This is a genomic window from Pseudochelatococcus sp. G4_1912, from assembly GCF_047501465.1.
Classification (GTDB): Bacteria; Pseudomonadota; Alphaproteobacteria; order Rhizobiales; family Beijerinckiaceae; genus Pseudochelatococcus.
The window spans coordinates 593,156-614,080 of record NZ_JAZDRL010000002.1; the positions used below are offsets into that span (position 1 = coordinate 593,156).

Annotated in this window: 18 protein-coding genes; 2 read left to right on the forward strand and 16 right to left on the reverse strand. The window is 52.8% G+C overall.

The genetic code is table 11. The annotated features are described in order from the left end of the window. Positions 1 to 48: 48 nt before the first annotated feature. Complete coding sequence (gene adhP / locus VRZ32_RS09895; RefSeq protein WP_414525566.1) at positions 49 to 1,077, forward strand: alcohol dehydrogenase AdhP; 1,029 nt, start codon at positions 49 to 51, stop codon at positions 1,075 to 1,077. Between the two features lie 60 nt (positions 1,078 to 1,137). Here the strand turns inward: adhP and VRZ32_RS09900 are convergent, their stop codons facing one another. The 14 genes from VRZ32_RS09900 to VRZ32_RS09965 form a co-directional block, all read right to left on the reverse strand. Next, complete coding sequence (locus tag VRZ32_RS09900) at positions 1,138 to 1,836, reverse strand: 4'-phosphopantetheinyl transferase family protein (protein WP_414525567.1); 699 nt, start codon at positions 1,834 to 1,836, stop codon at positions 1,138 to 1,140. Between the two features lie 596 nt (positions 1,837 to 2,432). Then, entirely contained in the window at positions 2,433 to 2,837 is a 405-nt protein-coding gene (locus tag VRZ32_RS09905; protein ID WP_414525568.1) for a PRC-barrel domain-containing protein, read from the reverse strand. Positions 2,838 to 2,920: 83 nt separating this feature from the next. After that, positions 2,921 to 3,700, reverse strand: coding sequence for a 2,3-dihydro-2,3-dihydroxybenzoate dehydrogenase (locus VRZ32_RS09910; protein ID WP_414525569.1), 780 nt, complete (start codon positions 3,698 to 3,700; stop codon positions 2,921 to 2,923). A gap of 15 nt (positions 3,701 to 3,715) precedes the next feature. Beyond that, complete coding sequence (locus VRZ32_RS09915; RefSeq protein ID WP_414525570.1) at positions 3,716 to 7,654, reverse strand: amino acid adenylation domain-containing protein; 3,939 nt, start codon at positions 7,652 to 7,654, stop codon at positions 3,716 to 3,718. A 13-nt stretch (positions 7,655 to 7,667) separates the two neighbouring features. Further along, positions 7,668 to 7,904, reverse strand: a complete 237-nt coding sequence (locus tag VRZ32_RS09920) for a phosphopantetheine-binding protein (RefSeq protein ID WP_414525571.1) — start codon at positions 7,902 to 7,904, stop codon at positions 7,668 to 7,670. Between the two features lie 3 nt (positions 7,905 to 7,907). Next, positions 7,908 to 8,540: an isochorismatase family protein gene (locus VRZ32_RS09925; RefSeq protein ID WP_414525572.1), complete on the reverse strand. Its 633-nt coding sequence runs from the start codon at positions 8,538 to 8,540 to the stop codon at positions 7,908 to 7,910. Between the two features lie 11 nt (positions 8,541 to 8,551). Continuing rightward, positions 8,552 to 10,195 (reverse strand): (2,3-dihydroxybenzoyl)adenylate synthase, encoded by a 1,644-nt coding sequence (locus VRZ32_RS09930; protein WP_414525573.1) that lies wholly within the window; start codon positions 10,193 to 10,195, stop codon positions 8,552 to 8,554. Positions 10,196 to 10,205: 10 nt separating this feature from the next. Then, entirely contained in the window at positions 10,206 to 11,405 is a 1,200-nt protein-coding gene (locus VRZ32_RS09935) for an isochorismate synthase (RefSeq protein ID WP_414525574.1), read from the reverse strand. A gap of 29 nt (positions 11,406 to 11,434) precedes the next feature. Further along, positions 11,435 to 12,397, reverse strand: coding sequence for an ABC transporter substrate-binding protein (locus VRZ32_RS09940; RefSeq protein ID WP_414525575.1), 963 nt, complete (start codon positions 12,395 to 12,397; stop codon positions 11,435 to 11,437). A 423-nt stretch (positions 12,398 to 12,820) separates the two neighbouring features. Further along, positions 12,821 to 13,648, reverse strand: coding sequence for a hypothetical protein (locus VRZ32_RS09945; RefSeq protein WP_414525576.1), 828 nt, complete (start codon positions 13,646 to 13,648; stop codon positions 12,821 to 12,823). Positions 13,649 to 13,750: 102 nt separating this feature from the next. After that, positions 13,751 to 14,509 (reverse strand): hypothetical protein, encoded by a 759-nt coding sequence (locus VRZ32_RS09950; protein ID WP_414525577.1) that lies wholly within the window; start codon positions 14,507 to 14,509, stop codon positions 13,751 to 13,753. A 483-nt stretch (positions 14,510 to 14,992) separates the two neighbouring features. Next, positions 14,993 to 15,823, reverse strand: a complete 831-nt coding sequence (locus tag VRZ32_RS09955; protein WP_414525578.1) for an aspartyl/asparaginyl beta-hydroxylase domain-containing protein — start codon at positions 15,821 to 15,823, stop codon at positions 14,993 to 14,995. Positions 15,824 to 15,982: 159 nt separating this feature from the next. Beyond that, complete coding sequence (locus VRZ32_RS09960) at positions 15,983 to 16,333, reverse strand: hypothetical protein (RefSeq protein WP_414525579.1); 351 nt, start codon at positions 16,331 to 16,333, stop codon at positions 15,983 to 15,985. A 111-nt stretch (positions 16,334 to 16,444) separates the two neighbouring features. Next, positions 16,445 to 17,287, reverse strand: a complete 843-nt coding sequence (locus VRZ32_RS09965) for a GH25 family lysozyme (protein WP_414525580.1) — start codon at positions 17,285 to 17,287, stop codon at positions 16,445 to 16,447. Between the two features lie 552 nt (positions 17,288 to 17,839). On the opposite strand from VRZ32_RS09965, the gene aqpZ reads away from it, so the two are divergent. Further along, positions 17,840 to 18,538, forward strand: a complete 699-nt coding sequence (gene aqpZ / locus VRZ32_RS09970; protein WP_414526192.1) for an aquaporin Z — start codon at positions 17,840 to 17,842, stop codon at positions 18,536 to 18,538. 111 nt (positions 18,539 to 18,649) lie between these two features. Here aqpZ and dgcA read toward each other — a convergent pair whose 3' ends face one another. Continuing rightward, positions 18,650 to 19,615: an N-acetyl-D-Glu racemase DgcA gene (gene dgcA, locus VRZ32_RS09975; RefSeq protein WP_414525581.1), complete on the reverse strand. Its 966-nt coding sequence runs from the start codon at positions 19,613 to 19,615 to the stop codon at positions 18,650 to 18,652. 131 nt (positions 19,616 to 19,746) lie between these two features. Further along, positions 19,747 to 20,703: a pirin family protein gene (locus VRZ32_RS09980; protein WP_414525582.1), complete on the reverse strand. Its 957-nt coding sequence runs from the start codon at positions 20,701 to 20,703 to the stop codon at positions 19,747 to 19,749. Between the last annotated feature and the right edge of the window lie 222 nt (positions 20,704 to 20,925).

The window sequence follows — 20,925 nt, forward strand, 5'->3', positions numbered from 1 at the left end:
TAGCAGAAGTTAGTGGCAAAATAAAATGTGAAAACAGAGGAAGTTACCATGGCCAAGACAATGAAGGCTGCTGTCGTTCGCGCATTTGGCAAACCATTGACGATCGACGAAGTGCCAATTCCTGAGCCAAGTCGTGACCAGATTCAAGTCAAGATAGTAGCTTCAGGTGTCTGCCATACTGATCTGCACGCAGCCGAAGGCGATTGGCCAGTAAAGCCCAACCCGCCTTTTATTCCCGGCCATGAAGGTGTCGGCTTCGTATCTGCTGTAGGTGCGGGTGTGAAGCACGTTAAGGAAGGCGATCGTGTTGGTGTGCCTTGGCTCTATACCGCTTGTGGTCACTGCACTCACTGCCTTGGAGGGTGGGAGACGCTATGTGAAGAGCAACAGAACACGGGCTATTCGGTCAACGGCGGCTTTGCGGATTATGTGATTGCTGATCCAAATTATGTGGGCCATCTTCCTGAAAACATCGATTTTATTGAGATCGCGCCTGTCCTTTGTGCGGGTGTGACTGTCTATAAAGGCCTGAAAGTCACCGATACGAAGCCCGGCGATTGGGTGGTGATTTCTGGTATTGGTGGGCTTGGCCACATGGCTGTGCAATATGCCAAGGCTATGGGGTTGAATGTAGCGGCTGTTGATATCAGCGAGGAAAAGCTTGCGCTTGCGGAACGTCTTGGCGCGACGCTGACGGTAAATGCGAAGAATGCTGATCCAGCTGCAGTGATCAAGAAGGAAATTGGTGGCGCGCATGGTGTGCTGGTAACGGCTGTGTCCAACATTGCATTCGAGCAGTCTCTGGGCATGGTGCGCCGTGGTGGCACGGTTTCGCTAAACGGTCTTCCTCCTGGCTCATTCCCATTATCAATCTTTGGCATGGTGCTGAATGGTATCACTGTTCGCGGCTCCATCGTGGGCACGCGTCTGGATCTGCAGGAATCGTTAGCTTTTGCTGCTGAGGGCAAGGTAAGGGCAACGACGACAGTAGATAAATTGGAAAACATCAATAATATCTTTGACCGCATGAAAGCGGGTCAGATTGAAGGTCGCGTGGTCATTGATATGCAGTCCTGAAATACCACAGATCGCGTTGCTTTGAGACGGTAGTTAAACAGGTGGGAGAGGTATTTCATTTTATACCTCATTATCAAATAGTTGCCCCTGATAGAGAGCATATGAAACGATATCGTTATTCGGATATGTTCGGCTATCGAAAACCCAGTTTCCTACATTGTCTCTGCTCTCTTCGGTCTCTACAAGGCGTGGCGGATAACCTGTGAAGCTGAAGCTTTGAAGTGGCACAGAAAGCCCTACGCCGCGCGCTTTCAAGTAGGCTTCCTTCAAAGTCCAGAAGGTCAGGAATCGATGACGTTTCAAGGGCTCGGCAAGGCCCGTTAGTGATGCCTGCTCATCGGGTGTTAGAACGGGTTTTGCAAGGGCATCAACGTCCAACTCCCTATCCAACGACTCAACATCCACTCCCACAGGCCCTGACCGTGTGATTGCGCAAACTGCTGTCGAGTTTGCGTGCGATAGCGAGAAATGAAGGCCATGCGCCTCCATGAGTCTAGGCGATAGCATCGGTTTGCCAAAGCGTCCTTGTACGAACTCCCACGCCTGCGGTGAGACGCTTGCATACTCCGAAAGCCGCGTGCGGAGCAAAACGCGTGATAGTGTGAAGAGATTGCGATCATTGGAGAATCGCAATCGTGACCGTCGTTCCCGCTCTTCTGTACTCAGAATATCGTCCCAGATTGAGTTGGGAACTCCCAACACCTCAGGCTCATCCAGGCGGGCAATCCAGATATCGATGATGGGGTGTTTATCATGCATGACAAGCCCGATGTTAACGTGTTGTTAATCATAATATACGAGGCGCAACAATGCCCAGCCTCTATTTAATCTTCGCTGCCAAATCCGGTATAGGGCGATGGTGATACCTTGTTCTGGGCCGCTGCACATTATGCCCGGCGCGCATTATCAACCACTTAGTGCAAGTTCCGTGGCCGCTGTTCCCGTTAACCGCAAGCTCGACATGCCAAGTGACTGCCCAAACCGCACCATTAACATCTAAAGCTAACCGAGCCGTTCTTGTGAAATGGCGCTGATAGTTTAGCCATGAATGACATGGTCAGTGACTACGATATCAACAAACGGATGCTGTTCCAGCAAAGCTCTGAGTTGAATAGGCCCAAAATCATCAGCATGCCATTATTGCAACCATTGGGTGTATGAACATATGTGCAGATAAAAGCTTCCGCCATAGTCTGTTCCATTTGTGTCGCTAATAATTTGATAATATTATTAAATTTTTACCGGCGTGCGATGAGGTGTATGCATGGGTAAGGAACAGTTTTAATCAATATAACAAAAAGTAACGCGACAGGAATAACCTGCCGCGTTATTCAAGATATGGAATATGGAAATTATTACTGCCATTTACCTTCATATTTGAAGGCAGGGGCCGCTTTCAACTGTTCAGCTGTTGCATTGACGCGAGCTTCCCATTTCTTGTCAGCGTCGTTATAGCTGACCGCAATGGTTGATGGATCGATCACTACATAGTGCTCACCCATGCCAAGAAAGCCGCCAACAGATAGAATAACACCAGTTAGCATGTTGCCGGTGCCAAGAACCAAGTCTTTGACTTCACCGATGTTTTCATTGCCTGCGTTGGCAACATTGAGGCCGATGAGGTTTGAACTTAGCACGCTGTTAGTGGACACTGGCTTAACCATTGGTGGGGCCGTTGGTGTCGGTGCGGTCTGCGCCATCGCTGGGGCGATGAGGGCTGCGGACGAAAGTAAAATAGCACCGAAAACAATCTTACGCATGATAAGCTCCCTATCAGGTTGTTACAGGGAAAGAACATCTAACAGCTACGTTTGTTCCACCCATGCGTGAAGTTTTTTTAGGGTTATCCTTTTTGGGTTGCACCGCCATCGACGTAAAGATCTGCCATGGTGATATGGCGCGCGCGATCTGAGGCCAAAAAAACCACAGCATCGGCAATATCATCCGGGGTGGCAATCCGGCCTAGCGGAATGCCGGTGCGGAATATTTCCGGTGCTCCTGCTATTACCCGCTTGGGGCTCTGCGCGTCAGTCCACATCGTTTCTTGCATGGGGGTCAGCGTTGATCCGGGTGCCACGATATTGCAACGAATGCCATAGGGAGCGAGCTCCAGTCCGAGTGAGCGGGTAAACATGGTGGATGCAGCTTTCGAAGCTGCATAAGCCGCCATACCGTGGCGTGGAATGCCAGCCGCATTGGAACTGACGGTTACAATCACGCCCCGCCGTCGCTGCTGCATATGTGCTGAGACAGTTTTCGATACCAGAAACACACCAGTTGCATTAACGGCAAAAACGCGCTGCCATTCGGCAAAATCTGTGTCCACCACAAGCGTCGTTGACAATACGCCTGCGACATTGACCAGAATATCAATTGGGCCGATCTGCGTTTCCACCTGTGTGGTAACTGTGACCACGCTATCTGGGTCGCTCACATCCAGCACTGCAGTGGTGAGGCATGGATGCGGTATGTCTTGGCGCAAACGTTCAAGTGAGGCGGTATCCAGATCCGTTGCAACGACGTGCGCCTTCTCATCAAGTAGCGCACGCACCACAGCTGCACCAATCCCGCCTGAAGCGCCGGTGACGAGCGCGATTTTGCCGCAGATGCCACTGTCTCGCATGGTGTGATCCTCTTGTTAGAACTGCCGTAGCTTGTCTGCGATCACAGGCGCAATATGTGTGATGGCTTTGGGGCCGGTGAGATGCGCATGGAGGGCTGGCACGTCATGTACGGTGAGCGTTTGGATGTATGGCGTCCATAATTGCGGTGTCAGGTTTGTGCCAGCATGGTCCAGGGCTGCGCGGAAATAGAGTGTCTCTCCCGCATAGAAGCCATGTTGATGCGTACGCACCAATCGGTTATTGGCAGCAACGACACCAATAATGCCTGTCAGTGCGCGATCAGATAGTAATCCAAGCGGATGATTGATATCGCGCAGAAAGGCCATGACATTCTCGCGCGTAAGCCCCTGCGCTCCGAGTTCTGAGACATCGCGCCCGGCGATCTGTACGAGTGCTTTGAGCGATATGTCTTCGGACGGATCAGATTGCGCGCGCCAGCTATCGCTCGGATAGGCATCAAGCAGCGCAAGCACGCCTTGCGGTGCGCCTGATGCTGCAAGTTGCACCGCCATCGCATGTGCGATAATGCCGCCAACAGACCATCCGGCAAGGTGGATTGGCCCCTCTGGTATGATGGCGCGGATCTGGGCGATGTAATCGGCGGCGATGGATTCTATGCTGATAGGGGCAGGGGCTTGCGTATCCAGCCCCCTCGCCTGCAGGCCGAACACCATATGTGCCGGCGCGAGTGCACGGGCCAAGCCAGCGTAGCACCATGAAATGCCGCCAGCCGGGTGAATACAAAACAGGGCTGAGGTAGGATCGCCCTGGCTGAGCTGGACAAGTGGGCCAAGTCCGTCATTCGCAAGGCCATCATAGTCTAAGGGTGTTTGCGGTTTGCATGCGACCTCAATGCGTGTAGCGAGGCGCGCAACAGTGGGATCGGTGAAGACGATGCCGAGGCCTAAGGTGACTTCACCCAGTTCTGAAGCCCATTCCTCCCGCACGCGCTGCATGAGTTTTGCTGCCAGCAGGGAGTGTCCGCCAAGGTTGAAAAAATCATCCTCTGCCGAGATGGTTGCGATATCCAGCTTGAGGCACTCTGCGAACAGTCTGGCAATGCATTGCTCTGTCTTGCTGTGTGGTGCGCGTCCCGTCGTGGCGGTTAGGGTTGGATCGGGCAGGGCTTTGCGATCGAGTTTTCCGTTGGCAGAGAGTGGTAAGCGATCGAGCGTTACAAACGCAGACGGTACCATATAGGCCGGTATGCGTGAGGCGATAGAGGTGCGCAAGGCCTCATGATCCAACCCTTCATCGGGTTTCGCAACAACATACGCCACCAGCCGTTTGCCACCCGCACCATCGCTGCGTGCATCGACAACCGCTTGCGCTACGGTGCTTTGCGCATGCAGTGCAGTTTCGATTTCGCCCAATTCGATCCGCAGGCCGCGCAGTTTGATCTGATGATCTGTGCGGCCTAGATAAACTATTGCGCCATCATCACGCACCATCGCCAGATCGCCGGTGCGGTACATGCGTTCAGACGGGAAGAAGGGATCGGTGATGAAGCGTTCATGTGTGAGGTCGGGCTGGCCGAGATAACCGCGCGCCAGTTGGCGACCTGCCAGATAAAGCTCGCCGATCACATTGGCGGGGAGGGGGCGAAAGTGGGCATCCAGCACATAAAGGCGTGTGTTCCATACCGGAAAACCAATTGGCACAGGTTGGCTGTGGTCGGTTGATGATGCGGGCCAGTAGCTCACATCCACGGCAGCTTCGGTAGGGCCGTAGAGGTTGTGTAGTTCACCTTTGATCAGCGTGTGGAAACGGTCACGCAACTTGGCGGGCAGCTCTTCGCCGCTGACGAAAACACGTTGAATGGCCAGCCCACAAGCAGATGGCTCATCAAGGAAAAGCGCCAGCATTGAGGGCACGAAGTGTATTGTCGTGATTGCATGCTGGCGCACGATTTGCGTTAGCGCGAGCGGATCTTTATGCGCATCCGGTGGGGCGATCACCAAGGCAGCGCCGGTAATGAAGGGCAGGAAGAGTTCCCACACGGAGACATCAAACGTGGCGGGGGTTTTCTGCAAAATGCGGTCGCCCGTGCCAATGCCATAATGCGCCGCCATCCAGAGCAGTCGGTTGACGATGGCCCGATGCTCAATGACCACCCCCTTGGGCACTCCGGTCGAGCCAGAGGTGTAGATGATATAGGCCGCATCTTCTGGTGCGGGGGTGTGGAAAGGGGGAGGGCAGTCATCATCCGGGACTGGATGATCGATAGCGAATAGGGGCGCATCTTCGGGCAAAGCCGAGCTTAGCGCCTGGGTCGTTATGATGATACGTGGCTTGGCGGATTGAATGATATGTGCCAATCGTTTGCGCGGATGCTCTGTGTCGAGCGGCAGATAGGCTGCACCGATGCGTATACTGGCCAGCAATGTCAGCACGAGCGCACGCGATCGCGGTAGCGCTACGGCTACGATATCGCCGGGGCGCACGCCTTTTGCCGCAAGGCGGCGGGCAAGCGATGCGGTTTCATGCTCCAGATCGGCATACGACCAGCGCAAGTCGCCTTCAATAAGTGCCAATGCGTCTGGCGTGGCTGCGGCTTGCCGGCTCAGCAAATGGGCAAGCGTTGTCTCTTCAACGGGATGGATTGTAGCCGTTTGCGCCTCTCGCCATTGGGTTTCTTCTTGCGGTGAGAGTGTCGGTACTGCTGCTAAGCATTCGGCCTGGCTCGCAGCGTGCAGGAAATGCACCAGACGGTGGCCGATGGCTTCAGTTTGCTGCTGCGAATAAAGTGCGGGATTGGCATCCAGCTCAAGGCGCATCGTCTCGCCGGAAGCATCTGCGCGCATGGTAAATGTCAGATCGTCAACGGCCCCGGCGCCTGGTACTTCAAGCGCAGTCTCAACACCATGCAGGGCGAAAGACATATCGAAAGGCAGGATGTTGACAAGTGGACCATAGAGACGCCGATCCTTCCCCAACAGGCCGAGATCGCGGCGCAGTTGCTCGCTGCGATAACGCCCGTGGCGGCGGGCGCTGGTGAGTTGGCGGGCGACGGCGGCGGCAATTGTATTGAGCGGCGCATGGTCATCAAACCGCAGGCGCACTGGCAGCACGTTCATCACCATCGCGGGCACGCGCGCGGAGACCGAACCAAGACGGCCCATATGCGGCACACCGATGATCGTTTCCGAAGCTCCCGTATGACGGCCAATGAATGCGCCTGTCAACGTGGTGACGAGATCGGGCCATGCGAGGCCAGCATCAGTGGCACGTTGTGTGATGGCGCGGGTGGTAATGGAGGGAATATCAAGCCTGAGCCGATGGAAGCTGTGTGCACTCGTAGCCTCGCCCGTTGCCATGCTGATAACCGGTGGCTTATCGGCGAAAAGGTCATTCCAATATCGACGATCTTTATCGTGACGGGCGCTGCCAACATAGGTCTCATCTTCTGCAATTAAATCAAAAAATGAGCCAAATTCAGTATCTTGTGCTGTATTTGCGGTCACGGTTTCATTGTAGAGAGCAGCTATGCGATGGTTGAGGAGGGCTGTGCCGTAGCCATCTATCACCAAATGGTGGATGGTTTGGCTCCATACGTGGAGCTGCGGCCCCAGGATCAGCAGCTCCTCTGTCACCAGCTGATCACGGGTTGGATCGCGTGGGGTGGCCATGTCGCGGGCTATATGTGCAAGTGCCGCTTGTTGCGGATCAGCCTCTCCGGTGAGGTCAATCACCGTCAGTGTGGCGGGGGCTGCATCGCTGATTATTTGTGCGGGGCCGTCTGGTCCATCGATGAAACGCGCTGAGAGGGCAGGTGCTTCGCGCAGGGCGCGTTCAACCGCGTTTTGGAAGGCCGCAACATTGAGCGGCCCCTTGAGCGTAACAATCTGGCCCGTGTTGAGGATCGGGTTTTCCGGATCAAGCGTCTGCGCAAACCACAGCCCTTCCTGCGCCTGCAACAGAGGCCGGGTTTGGGCTTTGGTTGTGGTTTGCATGGCGGTGCTCATGTCATGAAGCCAGCTGGCGGGCGGCCAGTGACCACCAGTGAGCCAGCGTTGGCTTTTCGGCAAGCTGCGCAAAATCCAGCTTCAGGCCCTGTTCGCCCCAACGCTGCATGAGCGTCATCAGACGGATGGAATCGAGGCCGAAATCGATAAGGCTGTCATCATCACCAATTTCTGACGGGTCTTCGCTGATGATGCGGGCAATGTCAGCGCGCATGGTTTCGCGGGTTGGCGTGCTCATATCTTACAGGTTCTCCAGCAGATGGTTCGTGGATGTCACTACAGCGCAGCGTTCTGCGGCATAAGTAATGGCGAGATCATGCTTTTCACGCGAGAAATCCGCGACTGCATCAGCCACGAAGAAAGGCTCGATATCGCGCTGAAAGGCCTCTGCAGAGGTCATCAAGCAGCCGATGTGGGCATAGATGCCGGTGACGATTAGTTGATCGCGGTTGCGCACGCGCATTAGCGTTTCAAGGTTGGAGCGCTGAAAGGCACTGTAGCGCCATTTGTGCAGCACAAAATCGGTTTCATGCGGGGTCAGGGCCGGATGGATGTCCTGATGCTCCGGAATCGCGCGCATTCCTGGCCCCCAGAAATCACGCTGAAGGCCCCGGTCTCGTGGGTCCTGATTGCCTTCCTGCGCAGTATAAAATACCGGAATACCAAGCGAATGCGCCTGCCGCCGCAGGGCGTCGATATGCGCGATAACGGGCTTGATAGGCGTGCTATCAGATTGAAATGGTGCCAGAAAATAGTTCTGCATGTCATGGATCAGCAGCGCCACCCGATCACGATGCGCCTGCCAGGGCACGCGGGCCTTGGGTAGGGCCTCTATCTCAGGCAACGCATATGCGCCTATGGTGGGCAGGGCCATGGCTTAATCCTTCACTTCGATGTGGTGACTTCAGCGGCATCTGCTTCAAGCAGGCGTTGTCGCAGGGAAGCGCGCAAATCCTTGCGACTGATTTTGCCGACGGCCGTTGTCGAGAAGCTATCAACAAACACGACCCGATCCGGCACCTTGAAGGCCGCAAGACCGCGTTCGCGCACCCATTTCTTCAGCGCAATTGCTGCTGGTTTGGGATCGCGCGGGATGATGAATGCGCAGGAACGCTCTCCCAGATAAGGATCGGGCAGCGATACGACCGCCGCATCAAACACACCGGGATGCGCCAGCAGATGATCTTCGATTTCCTCCGCTGAGACTTTTTCTCCTCCTCGGTTGATCTGATCTTTCGCTCGTCCCTGCACCACCAGATTGCCATCCGGACGCACAAGCACGATATCGCCGGTGCGATAAAAGCCATCATCGGTGAATGCTGCTGCATTCGCCTGTGGTTCGTTGAAATATTGCCGGATGGTGTATGGACCGCGTGTCAGCAGGTTCCCGGCCACGCCTGGCGGCACAGGCTGATCGTTATCATCGAGAATAAGCAGCTCATCATCGGGGCTGATTGGACGGCCCTGGGTTTCGATGATGACGTCTTTGCTGTCGCCGGGGCGGGTGTAGTTCACCAATCCTTCGGCCATGCCAAACACCTGCTGCAGAATGGGGCCGAACACGCTCAAAATCCGCCGCGCAACCTCAGGCGTGAGCTTCGCGCCACCCACCTGCAGCAGCTGGAGGCTGGAGAGATCATGCGCTGTGTTGACCGCTGCATCCGCCCATATCAACGCTAATGGTGGTACAAGACCGGTGATCGTCACCTTTTCGCGGGCAATTAATGGAAAGGCTATATCGGGCGCGGGTGAGGGGCTTAGCACAACAGTGCCGCCGGCATAGAGCGTGCCAAGTGTGCCCGGTGAACTCATCGGGAAATTATGCGCGATCGGCAAAGCGCCTAGATAAACGCTGTATTCGTCCACGCCACAAATCGCGTTGCTACCCCACAGGCTGTAGATGTAATCATCATGCGTACGTGGAATTAACTTCGATAAACCCGTGCTACCGCCTGAAATTTGCAGGAATGCGACGTCGCAGGCTTTCGGTGCCGTTGGCAGCGGACCCTCCGCCTTTTCAATGCTGGCGAGCGTTGCGAAAGGGCCTGCATCGCCATCCGCGACGATAACATGCTCAAGCGTAGGTGCCTTGGCCCGCACATCGGCGGCAAGCGTGCGGTAATCGAAGCCGTCAGCAGCTTCAGTAATGACATAGCCGCATGCTTCAGAACGATTGATGAAATGCACGATCTCGGTTGAGCGATGCGCAGGTAATGCAAATACAGGCAAAATCCCCGCCCGAAACAACCCGAACACCACGCTGAAAAACGGCGCTATGCTTGGCAGCTGGACGATAACGCGCTCTCCCGGCTTGAAGCCAAGCGCCATGAAGCCGCGTGCAACTGCATCAGCGCGGGTGTCGAGCTCGGCATAGGTCCAGCGCGCATCGCCAGCAACGATCGCGGTACGATCCGGCCAGCGGTGGGCGCGTTCGCGCAGCACCTGTCCGAACGTCTCACCTCGCCAGTAACCGGCTGCGCGATAGTGTTCAGCGAGGTCTTGCGGCCATGTCTGGAGAGCTGGGATCACGTGGAGCTCCTTATTCCTGGATCGACTTGCCGGTTTCATCAATGCCGAGTGCCGCGAGCAGCGCTGAGAACTTGGCTGAGGTTTCCGCAACTTCCGACCACGGATCAGAACCGGTAACGATGCCTGCGCCTGCATAAAGCCGTGCGGTATTGCCCGCAAAATCGGCACAGCGAATGGCAACCATCCAGCGCCCATCCCCTGCACAGTTCGCCCACCCGACAGCACCAGCGTAGAACCCGCGATCAAAGTCCTCAAGTTCTGCAATGGAATTACGCGCAGCCGCGCGCGGTAAACCGCAAACCGCGGGGGTGGGATGAAGTGCTGCGGCCAGTTCCAAGACCGAGATAGCCGCATCCTTCAGTCGGCCAGAGATTGCTGTTCCCAAATGCCACATCGAGGCGGTTGATATAAGCGATGGTTTGTGTGGTGCAGACAGCGCCGCGCAATAGGGTGCAAGCGTATCCAGAATGGCTTCAACGACAAATCCATGTTCAAGCTGGTCTTTCTGCGAGCTCATAAGTGCCTTTGCAGCTGCTTCATCCGCGCCATTTTCCGGGTGGCGACGGGCAGATCCGGCAAGTGGCAACGATTGCACCTGCGCCCCTCGCTTGTCTACGAGCAGCTCTGGCGTTGCGCCGATCAATGTGTGTGGTGTGCTATTTGCATCCGGCGGCAATGGCACTGCGTAGGTCGTGATAGAGGGATCACGCCGTAATTGCGCAAGAACGGCATTCAGATCAATGGGGCTTGATGCCGTCATCAAAAGGCTGCGCGCCAGCACCACCTTGCGCAGGTCGCTCTTGCTATCCAACAGCTCCAGAGCACGTTTTACGGCTTGCGCGTAAGCTTCGGGTGCAGGCTCGGCAATGCTTTTCCAATTATTGGGCTTTGACGCTGTGTGCTTGGTGCTTGAAGGCTCTGGCAACATGCGCTCAATTCGCTCTGGTACAAAAAGATGCGCTGGTTTCGCATAATCAAAGGGCAGGATGCCTGCAATCATGCGGGCTTTTGGCTCAGCTCTCCAAAATGCAGCAATAGATTGAGATAGATCTTTAGCAGGCACGAGCGGCAGCAGGCTTTTTGTGCCTTGGCCGACAATGGTTTCTTGAGGGCCAGAAAGGATAAACGGCAGGGTCTTACTGGCGCTTTCCATGCCAGCATTTTCAAAACCATGTCCAGCCAGGGATGCGCGCATTGCAGCTTTAGCCATTTGTTGACTCGGTTGATTACGCCGACCTGCTATCGCAGATCGATCCAGTTTGGCCCCGCAAGGGGGACAGCGAGGAAGCGGGTGTTTAGTTCTTCAAGGGTTTTGTCAGGATCGACATCCGCAAACAGGGCAGGGTGTATCCATTTGGCGAGCCGTTCAGCGACCAGAATGTCGAACGGTGAATTGAGAAGCTGATGCGCCAACCCATGCACTTCTCCTCGCGTAACGGGATCAAGCGCGGCAATGCCAGGTCGTGCTGCCATCTTGGCGAGGGAAGTGCGCGATTGTTCGGGCGAAAACGCCGGACCGATAACAAAGCCGCCAGCTTTTTCTGTCTGCGGGCCGCCCGTCGCAATGTAAATTTCCGGTTCGCTGCTGATAATGTATTCGATACCAAGCTTCCCGAATGCACCCGGCAGCACATCCGCGCCAATGTTATGCCCGCCTGCAAGTGTGATGTAATTGCCAACATTGCCGCGTCCGGGGGAGTTGCAGCACTCCGTCAAACCGGCATGCGCCTCCAGAAACACCTTTGGCCGCACGAGATCGGGCTTTGCAGCAATGCGATCTATGATGCGTTTGAGGTGCGCGTTCCGGAAAGCGATGAACGCTTCTGTCCGCTCTTCCGCGCCGATGATCTGGCCAAGGATGCGCAGGCTTTTCTCAAGATTTTCAAGCGGCTGCGAGAAGAAATCGATGAACACGACAGGAATGCCCGCAGCCTCTATCTGGCGGATTTGCTCGCTGTTAGGCCCCATTCCCTCACGGAAGATGGCGACATCGGGCGCCACATCAAGCACCTGCTCAACCGATAAAGCCTCTGCCGATCCGGCTATGCGGGCCTTTTCAGCGATGGTAGGGAATTTTTGCCGATAAGCCTCATACGCAGCATCACCCAGGCGGTGCACATCATGTGGCCATGCGGCAATCAGCGAAACCGGATCAGCCACCATTAGCGATAGTGCGATCAGATAACGGCCGTCATCGACCAATAAGCGCTTGGCGTGGCGCGGTAGTGTAATGCTACGGCCCTGAATGTCAGTGATTGTAATCGGGGAGAGTGGTTGGCTTTTTGCAGCTGTTATGAATGCGCTATGAAGAATAAGAATAATTATAAAAGATAAAACAAGGAGAATAAATTGGCGATAAATCGCATATTGTCTGAGTTTAGAAATGTTATACTCTAAATTCATCCGTTATGACTTCTCACATTTAACTCACGCAAGGCTATGGGCCGCCGTGAGCTTGAAGTCAATACGCTGATTGCCCATCAGCTATGCAGTCACAGCTGGGTCGCTGAGGGTAGGTGATGAATAGCCATAAATAAAACCGCGTACCGCAATATTATTAGCGGTACGCGGTTAATATATAATCACTAAAGATAACTATTGATAGTTATCGTATAAAGATTAATTTTACTTCTTTTTACCGAAGCAAGAAAATAAACCAGAGCAACATGATTTCAGCTCATCAATTTTATCTACTGCTTCTGCAAATAATGATTTCAGTGCTTCGCCGGCCTCTTGCAGTTCCTTGCCCAGAGCAGAAACTGCGAGTGCGGCATCAAGTATCTCGCGATTATCTATCTTCTGCTTCAGGTCTTGTGCGCGATCAATAACATCCTTGATTTGATCCAGGTTGTTGCTTAGCTTTGTCAGCAGGCCATCCTTAAGCCCGAGTTCCTGAAGACTTTGCAGATACCCTCTCCCCTTATCCAGAATATCTTCAGCTGTTTGCAGGTGCTTGAAGAATTCATCCATGCTTACTGTTTTTGATACAGTCATACGTGCATCAAACACGGTATCTGAATCGGTTATTTCAATATCGCTTTCGATATTCATCGGAATCACAGCGGCTGCTCTAGCCGAATTTGGCGATGGAGGTGGAGTTTGAGGTATTACCAAGCTTTCATCATTTAATGTCTGAAGCTCGATTTCAAGGCTATTATTGGCAGAATTTTTCGTAGCAGGGGACGTATTAGTGGTTGAAAGGACTGATACTCGGCGCGCTTCTATCGTTATAGAATCATTCACTGACTCGCCAAAGAAAGCTGTCGATTTGCGGTGATGGCCCCGTTGTGGAGCGGAAGTGGCTGAGTGAATTCTGACGCGATTCGTGATGGGATCAATTGTATTTGCAGGTAATGTCGGTTTGGCATTATTGGTAAGGTCTGGATAAAGTGGCGTATCGCGTGTAGAATCAGACATGGAATGTGAAGGAGAGGGTGGTAAGGACATCGACATCTATTTTATCCTTTGGCGACAGTGAATGAATAGCTGTTGTAGCACAGCAAGTAGGAGACAATATTTCTCGAGAACAAATTATGTTTCAGGCATGAAATATTTCTACTTGGATTTGTTTCCGAAGCAAGAGAAGAATGAAGAGCAACATGATTTGAGCTCATCAATTTTATCTACCGCTTCACCATAAAGTGCCTTTAGTGAATCGATTGATTGTTCCAGCTCAGTTTTCAGAGCCGAAATTTCCAGAATAGCATCAGCAATTTCGCGGTTATCAATCTTTTTCTTCAATGCCTGAGCGCGGTCTATAACATCTTTAAACTTTGTGATGCTTGCATCCAGCCTTGTCAGCAAGCCATCCTTCAGACCGAGTTCCTGCAGGGTTTTTAGATATCCTCTGCCTTTGTCAAGAAAATCTTCAGCTGCTTGCAGATAATTGAAGAACTCATCTACTGGAGATAAAGAATCCGAATGTACGCTAGCGCTGACGACCTGCAATTCAACTTCTTGTTCGATTTTTTCCGTGATTACAATAGAATCGATCGTTGTAATATTCTGCTCAAGCTCTAATACTGCTGGTGTACGTATCAATAAGGGTGGAGCATGTTCCGATGTTGCAGCAAGCATTATGTCAATAGGACGGGAGTATCCCTGATGGCGGTTATGTGCTCCCGGATATAGTGTTTCAGTCGTGTCGGACCTTTGCAAAGAAGATGCTGGTGAAGGTGGAGGAGTGTCTGGCCAGCTGTGTTGAGACAGCATATCATCCAGCGACATGGATTGGTTCGTTGATTCTGGTTCCGGCTCAGGAAATATTGTGCGCTGATTAGTAAGTATTGGCGGGGAAGAGAGGGGCATAGACATTATTTTTTCCTTTTGTTAGCGACATTTTAAATGTTGCATTTAAGAATTTTCCAGATATCAAAAATATTTTTGTAATATTTACTTCGATGCGGTTAGAAGAATGTAATATTAAGCTGTAGATATTTCTTTATACATGCCAGCTCCAATCCCAGTAAATGTATCTATGCGGCATGTTCATGGATCTTATAGGATTTTCCAAAATCATACTTTTTAGTTAATGATGTTGAAGAGCATGTTTCAAGAATAAAGCGTTTATTCTAAGTTTAGAAGTGGAATGTATACTTAAGATGTATATTGTTTTTTCATCTTTTATCGTATTCTATGCTTAAACAAAGTATTGTGGCAGATGAGAAAAAAGCCAATATTCTGAACCCAGCTTGGTTAGCTGTAAGTGCAAGGATAAATAGCTTTTGGTTCTTGCTGATGAAATATATTGAGCCAAAAATTACTGTCAAGCGTCAATTGTTGCGCGTGAGACGAATTTTAAGAATGACTGTTACGTAATGCCTCGGCTTCAGCATAAAAGCGTTTTTCCCACGCCTTATGGTTGTCGAGCCCTTCACGTATAAAGGGTGTAAATGCTGCAATGTTGAGGAGCAGCCAATTGATGATGTTTGCAGGAAATTTCAGAGGCTTAACAAAATCAACGAATAGCACTACACGTGTTTTATCAGTATGGTTCCACGCCTCATGGTTGTAGGCATCATCAAAGACGATGGCTTTACCTTCTTCCCAATGTAAAATCTGTTGATCTACACGTATGGCTAATTTGTCACGGGGCTCGGGGACAATTAATCCAAGATGCAGCCGCAGCACGCCATTGTAAGGGCCGCGATGTGCCGGCAGATGCTTGCCTGGCTCAAAAATAGAAAACATAGCGGTCTTCAAGCCGGGAATTTTCTGCACGATTCGCCATGTTTGCGGGCATGCAGCGATGTTGTTCGTGGATTCCAGGCCATAGCCGGCCAGAAAGAAGGTCTTCCAATGGTCATCAGTCGAGATTGTTTTGACGTCTGAGGAAATGTCCTGAAAGCTTGGCAGCTCGTTTTGGCGTGTCAGCACCTGATCGAGCTCTTGCCGGATTAATGGCCATTCCCGTTCGATCTCTCTCACCCATGGAAAGGTAGCATTATCAAAAACGGGAGGGTTGCCAACTTTTGAATAGCGTAGATTGAGACGCTCCGCCCATGCCACGATAGCCATGAGGGTACGTGTAACGCGGCTTGCGCGCGTCATGGGCGTTATGCCGTCGGTGCCGAAGGTTTGCGCGCCAGCTTGTGCTTTTGATTGCGGTGGTGTGGAGTCAGGTAGCAATTCGAGTTCCTCCGCATCATATTTTGTGGTGATTAATTCATGATCGACAGGCGTATCTATTACCAAGCATAGACCGTTAATGTGCGATCAAGTATATAGAATAGTTAAATTTATGCACTGATTTTCAGCGAGAAAGTGCACAGGTCTGCATGCAAGTGGTCAGAGATTATTATTTTGATGCCCCTGATGAGAAGCAGACAAGCTATCTTCCTCATTTACTTCATAAATGGTTTCAAGGACTAATGGATGCTTCAAGGTGTTGATTGGAGCGTAGGCTGAAGCGTTCTGATTGTCGGGGGCTGCTTTAGAGCGGCAGAAAATTTTCGTAAAGAAAAACCCGACGTTTTCAATGACTTTGTTCGGGCAACATCCTGTGCTTCTTATCCATTGGGCGTCGTTGCGCGCTGACGAGTTCTCTTGAATATACAAGCTGTTATCTCGGTGCATGACAGACAGGGGAAGTGACTGATATGGTTGATTGTTAATATTGAAGTAATCGTTGTTGTTCATTGGCGTTTCCGTTTATTATTAATTTATTGCTTGGATATGTGATGCTTCTTTTGCCATTTGCATTCAATTGATTATTAGTTGAATGCAAATGGTGATCGGAATGAAGCGACTTTACAGATCGCCTGATTTAAAGCGTTCCCACATATGTGCAGTGCCGTAGAAGGCGTTGCGGTCGACATCGCCCGTGATGCCGGGGACTTTTCCCTTGGCGGTATATTGCCAGAAGTACCACTGACGCCCGTCAAAGCGGGGCGTGGGATAGCGAGGAATACTACGCACCCAGATCGGGTAACGTTCAAACTCACCACGCATCACATCGTTAAAGAAGGTGATGTCGGTATAAATGACAGGGCGCTTGCCATAGTATTGCTCCATTGCATTCAGCAGGATCTGCATTTCTGCGATGGCCTTGGCACGTGGTATCTTTATCGGGCAGGTCTTGGAGTGCCCGTTCCATTCCACGTCAAGCACTGGTGGCAACGCATCGGGATCGACAGGCACATTCTGAAGGAACCATGCTGCCTGCTCAATTGCTGGGCGACACCAGTATGTAAAGTGATATGCGCCGCGCGGAACGCCAGCTGCCTTTGCGCCATACCAGTTATCGAGGAATTTGGGATCGGTGTAATCGCCGCCTTCTGTCGCTTTGATCCAGGCGAAGGCGACGCCGCCACGCCGCACCGTGTTCCAGTCGATATCCCCCTGATACCGTGCAACATCAATGCCGTGGATGGGGTAATCACGGGGGGAAGGCTCTCGTCGATTTGAGGCGCAGGCTGCAAGCAATAGCGTTAGCAATGTAATGGCAAGTGGCTTGATAGCTTTTGAGAAAGTCTTTTTTGACTTTTCGGCCGCTCGTGGCCCCTTCCAGGCGGATGGGGAATCCTCTGCCTCCCTCAGCCAGGAGGCGTTATAAGAGGCTCCAACAGAGCAACCGGAGTGAAATGCAAACATGATGACGTGACCCGCACAATAAGTTCACAGGCTATAAGAGCTTCACCAGCAAGTCAGCAGGTTGCTTGACGGGCAATGCGCCAACCGGTGTTCCCCATCATGCCAATGATCATAAGATTGGCAGCAATAGGTTTATTCCGGATTGATGCTAGCCACGCAATAACCGTAACCACCGACTTTCTTCAGACTCTGGTTGAAGCACCATCATTGCGATTGCCGCTTGCGCTTTGATGTGTGCCCTCGCTTTCCTGCACCAGTACCATCACTCCATATCGGTTAAGACCATATGAATCCGGCAGCCGATTGTGTCATGTTTAATGCATCATGTTTGCAATACACTTTATGCGCGTGTTCCATAATGAATAAATGCAATAGAATTGCAAAAATCAGTATTGTATGACACCTTCGGTTGCATGGCGTTTTAGTATTCAATCTAGATGATGACGCTCTTTGCTTTTCGATCGAAGTGTAAGAATTCGAACATGTAAAAAATAAGTTTAAGTTAGTCAGGAGCATGCGATGGGTACTGATATTACTGGGTCCAGCAGGGGGCTGGGCAAAAGTCTTGCAGCGGAATTTCTTGGTACGTTTTGGCTTGTGCTCGGTGGTGCGGGCAGTGCGGTGTTAGCGGCTGGCGTGCCGGATGTTGGCATCGGCTATGCAGGTGTGGCGTTGGCCTTTGGTCTGACGGTGCTAACGGCTGCTTATGCGATGGGGCATGTTTCCGGTGCGCATTTCAATCCGGCAGTTACGCTTGGGCTTTATATGGGCGGGCGTTTTCCGGCTAGAGATATTATTCCCTACATAGTGATGCAGGTGGTTGGCGCTATCGCTGCCGGGTTTGTGCTGTATTTGATTGCCTCAGGCAAAGCAGGATTTTCCGCATCGGAAAGCGGTTTTGCGTCAAATGGCTATGGCGAGCACTCTCCGGGTGGATACTCGATGATGTCGGCGATACTGGTTGAGTTTGTGCTCACCGCATTCTTCCTGATCATCATTCTGGGCGCAACGCATGGAAACGCCCCAGTCGGTTTTGCGCCGCTGGCCATTGGTCTGGCGCTGACACTGATTCACCTTATCAGTATTCCGGTGACGAACACATCAGTTAACCCTGCTCGCAGTACGGGTGTGGCGCTGTTTCAGGGAGGCTGGGCGATTGCGCAGTTATGGTTGTTCTGGGTTGTGCCACTACTGGGTGGTGCAGTAGGCGGCCTGCTCTATCGCAGCCTGTTTGCAAGAAATGAGGCGTAAGCGCTATTGCATCTCACCAAAAAGCAGATACCGCTTTAGGGTGAATTTGATGTACGCACAGTTAGATAGTGCAAAATAGCGATTCAGATTTATTGCATTTTGCTCTATCGCCTACCACGGCGGCATGAGGGTGCTGCCGTGGTAGCGTAGACTATTCTCGCGGTCCTTGGCCAGCAGCAAGGGGCCGTCGAGATCGATGAAATCGGCACCTTGTGCAAGGATGATGGCAGGTATTGTGCCTAAAGATGTGCCGACCATGCACCCCACCATGATACCAAGCCCGCGTGCTTTGGCCGCTTGCAGTAGCGCTAGTGCGTTGGTGAGGCCACCTGTCTTATCGAGCTTGATGTTGATGGCAGTGTACCATGCAGGCAGCGCTGCAAGTGAGGCTGCATCGTGAATGCTTTCATCCGCGCAGATAGCAATTGAGGTTTTGAGTGTGGCGAGCGCAGCATCCTCGCCCGCCGGCAAAGGCTGTTCGATGAGCGCGATACCTGCCCGTTCGCAAGCGGCGATGTTTTCCGCGAGGGTTTCTGCGCGCCATGCTTCGTTTGCATCAACGATCAAGCGCGCATTGGGCGCCCCATCGCGCACTGCTGCAAGGCGTTCAGGATCACCATTGCCGCCGAGCTTTACCTTGAGCAGTGGTCGATCCGCGGCTCGCTTTGCGGCTTCATGCATCACCTCTGGCGTGCCAAGGCTGATAGTGTAGGCGGTGGTCATCGGTTCGGGTTTTGGCATGCCTGCCAGCGTATAAAGAGGTTGGCCCGTGCGGTGCACTTCGAGATCCCACAGCGCGCAATCAATGGCATTACGTGCTGCGCCTGCATCGAGGTTATGGATCAACGCTTCGCGCGTCATGCCATCCGCGATGGCGGCCTCCATCGAACGAATTTGCGCAACGACACTCTCAACGCTCTCGCCATAGCGCGTATAAGGCACGCATTCGCCGCGCCCGATTGCATCACCATTTGTGATGGTAGCCACAACAACCACGGCTTCCGTACGGCTGCCGCGCGAAATGGTGAAACTGCCAGCGATCGGCCAGTGTTCGACGGCAACATCAAGGCGCTGCATGGTCTTTGTCTGCTTTCAAGATGGGGAACATAAGCGGTGAGCTGCGCCTGAGGCGAATCTCACCAACGTGTATGCGGTATCGTGCGCTTAAATCGGTTTACGAAAGCTCACCATGCGCTTGGTTCCAATGTTTATCCTGCCTGCACGCGTATGGGGTCTGGCAGGGGGATGAACTCGTTCCGGTCGTCTGCGGGCAGGTCAAACATTCCCTGGCCCCATTGCTGTGCTTTCCAGGCTGCTTTCGCAATGGAAATGCGCTCATGTGAGGAGGCAACGAAATTCCACCATACATAGCGTGGTCCATTGAGTGTGGCACCGCCGAGGATCATCAGACGCGCCCCGCGATCGCCCGCCGCAACCGTAATCGCATCTCCGGGGCGGAAAACCATCATGCGTCCGGCCTCGAACTCCTGTCCTGCCACCAGCACGCTGCCTTCGGAGACATAGATGCCGCGGTCCTCATGGTTGTCAGGCATGGGAAAGCGTGCGCGTGCTTGCAGCACGACATCGGCATAAAAGGTTTCAGAGAAAAGTGTTGCCGGTGCCTGTTCGCCGTAAGCATTGCCGAGGATGAGTTTGAGCGATACGCCCTCACTCTCGATCACCGGCAGGCTGTGTGCGCCATGATGTTCGAAGGTGGGAGCCATGTCTTCTGCATCTTCCGGAAGTGCCATCCACGTCTGAATGCCGAACAGACTATGCGGGCCCATGCGTCCGGCAGCGCTTGTGCGTTCGGAATGGGTTACGCCGCGCCCGGCGATCATCCAGTTCAGCTCACCCGGCACGATGACCTGATCGCTGCCGATGCTGTCCCGATGATGGAAATCACCGCGATAGAGATACGTGACAGTGCCAAGGCCGATATGTGGATGGGGACGCACATCAATGCCAGCTCCTGTCAGAAACTCCGCTGGTCCGGCCTGATCGAAGAAGATGAATGGGCCGACCATCTGGCGTTTGGGCGCGGGAAGAGCGCGGCGCACCTCAAACCCGCCCAGATCGCGCGAGCGTGGAATGATCAGTGTTTCAATAGAATCGACACCCACTTCATCGGGGCAGCCTGGTGTTAGGGCCGGGTTCCAGCTCATGATGCCTTACCTCCATTTTGGAGTGTTTTGTCAGTACAGAAGCTGTGCGACTAGCTCCAGTTTAGGCTCAGGACCTATTAATTCTCTTGCAATGATGTGGTCCATCCATAGACAAGTCTATGATAAGCAAGGAATTTAGTGAGGCGGATGAACCACATCCTTCGGATAGCGCACTGACTAGCGATCTGCCGCGTCAAGTGACTCGACCGCAGAATAACCCAG

What these genes read in the sequence shown, in the direction of transcription:
- adhP (WP_414525566.1), top strand. Translation starts at nt 49, where the DNA reads ATGGCCAAGACAATGAAGGCTGCTGTCGTTCGCGCATTTGGCAAACCA.
- VRZ32_RS09900 (WP_414525567.1), bottom strand. Translation starts at nt 1,836, where the DNA reads ATGCATGATAAACACCCCATCATCGATATCTGGATTGCCCGCCTGGAT.
- VRZ32_RS09905 (WP_414525568.1), bottom strand. Translation starts at nt 2,837, where the DNA reads ATGCGTAAGATTGTTTTCGGTGCTATTTTACTTTCGTCCGCAGCCCTC.
- VRZ32_RS09910 (WP_414525569.1), bottom strand. Translation starts at nt 3,700, where the DNA reads ATGCGAGACAGTGGCATCTGCGGCAAAATCGCGCTCGTCACCGGCGCT.
- VRZ32_RS09915 (WP_414525570.1), bottom strand. Translation starts at nt 7,654, where the DNA reads ATGCAAACCACAACCAAAGCCCAAACCCGGCCTCTGTTGCAGGCGCAG.
- VRZ32_RS09920 (WP_414525571.1), bottom strand. Translation starts at nt 7,904, where the DNA reads ATGAGCACGCCAACCCGCGAAACCATGCGCGCTGACATTGCCCGCATC.
- VRZ32_RS09925 (WP_414525572.1), bottom strand. Translation starts at nt 8,540, where the DNA reads ATGGCCCTGCCCACCATAGGCGCATATGCGTTGCCTGAGATAGAGGCC.
- VRZ32_RS09935 (WP_414525574.1), bottom strand. Translation starts at nt 11,405, where the DNA reads ATGGCTAAAGCTGCAATGCGCGCATCCCTGGCTGGACATGGTTTTGAA.
- VRZ32_RS09945 (WP_414525576.1), bottom strand. Translation starts at nt 13,648, where the DNA reads ATGTCGATGTCCTTACCACCCTCTCCTTCACATTCCATGTCTGATTCT.
- VRZ32_RS09950 (WP_414525577.1), bottom strand. Translation starts at nt 14,509, where the DNA reads ATGTCTATGCCCCTCTCTTCCCCGCCAATACTTACTAATCAGCGCACA.
- VRZ32_RS09960 (WP_414525579.1), bottom strand. Translation starts at nt 16,333, where the DNA reads ATGAACAACAACGATTACTTCAATATTAACAATCAACCATATCAGTCA.
- VRZ32_RS09965 (WP_414525580.1), bottom strand. Translation starts at nt 17,287, where the DNA reads ATGTTTGCATTTCACTCCGGTTGCTCTGTTGGAGCCTCTTATAACGCC.
- dgcA (WP_414525581.1), bottom strand. Translation starts at nt 19,615, where the DNA reads ATGCAGCGCCTTGATGTTGCCGTCGAACACTGGCCGATCGCTGGCAGT.
- VRZ32_RS09980 (WP_414525582.1), bottom strand. Translation starts at nt 20,703, where the DNA reads ATGAGCTGGAACCCGGCCCTAACACCAGGCTGCCCCGATGAAGTGGGT.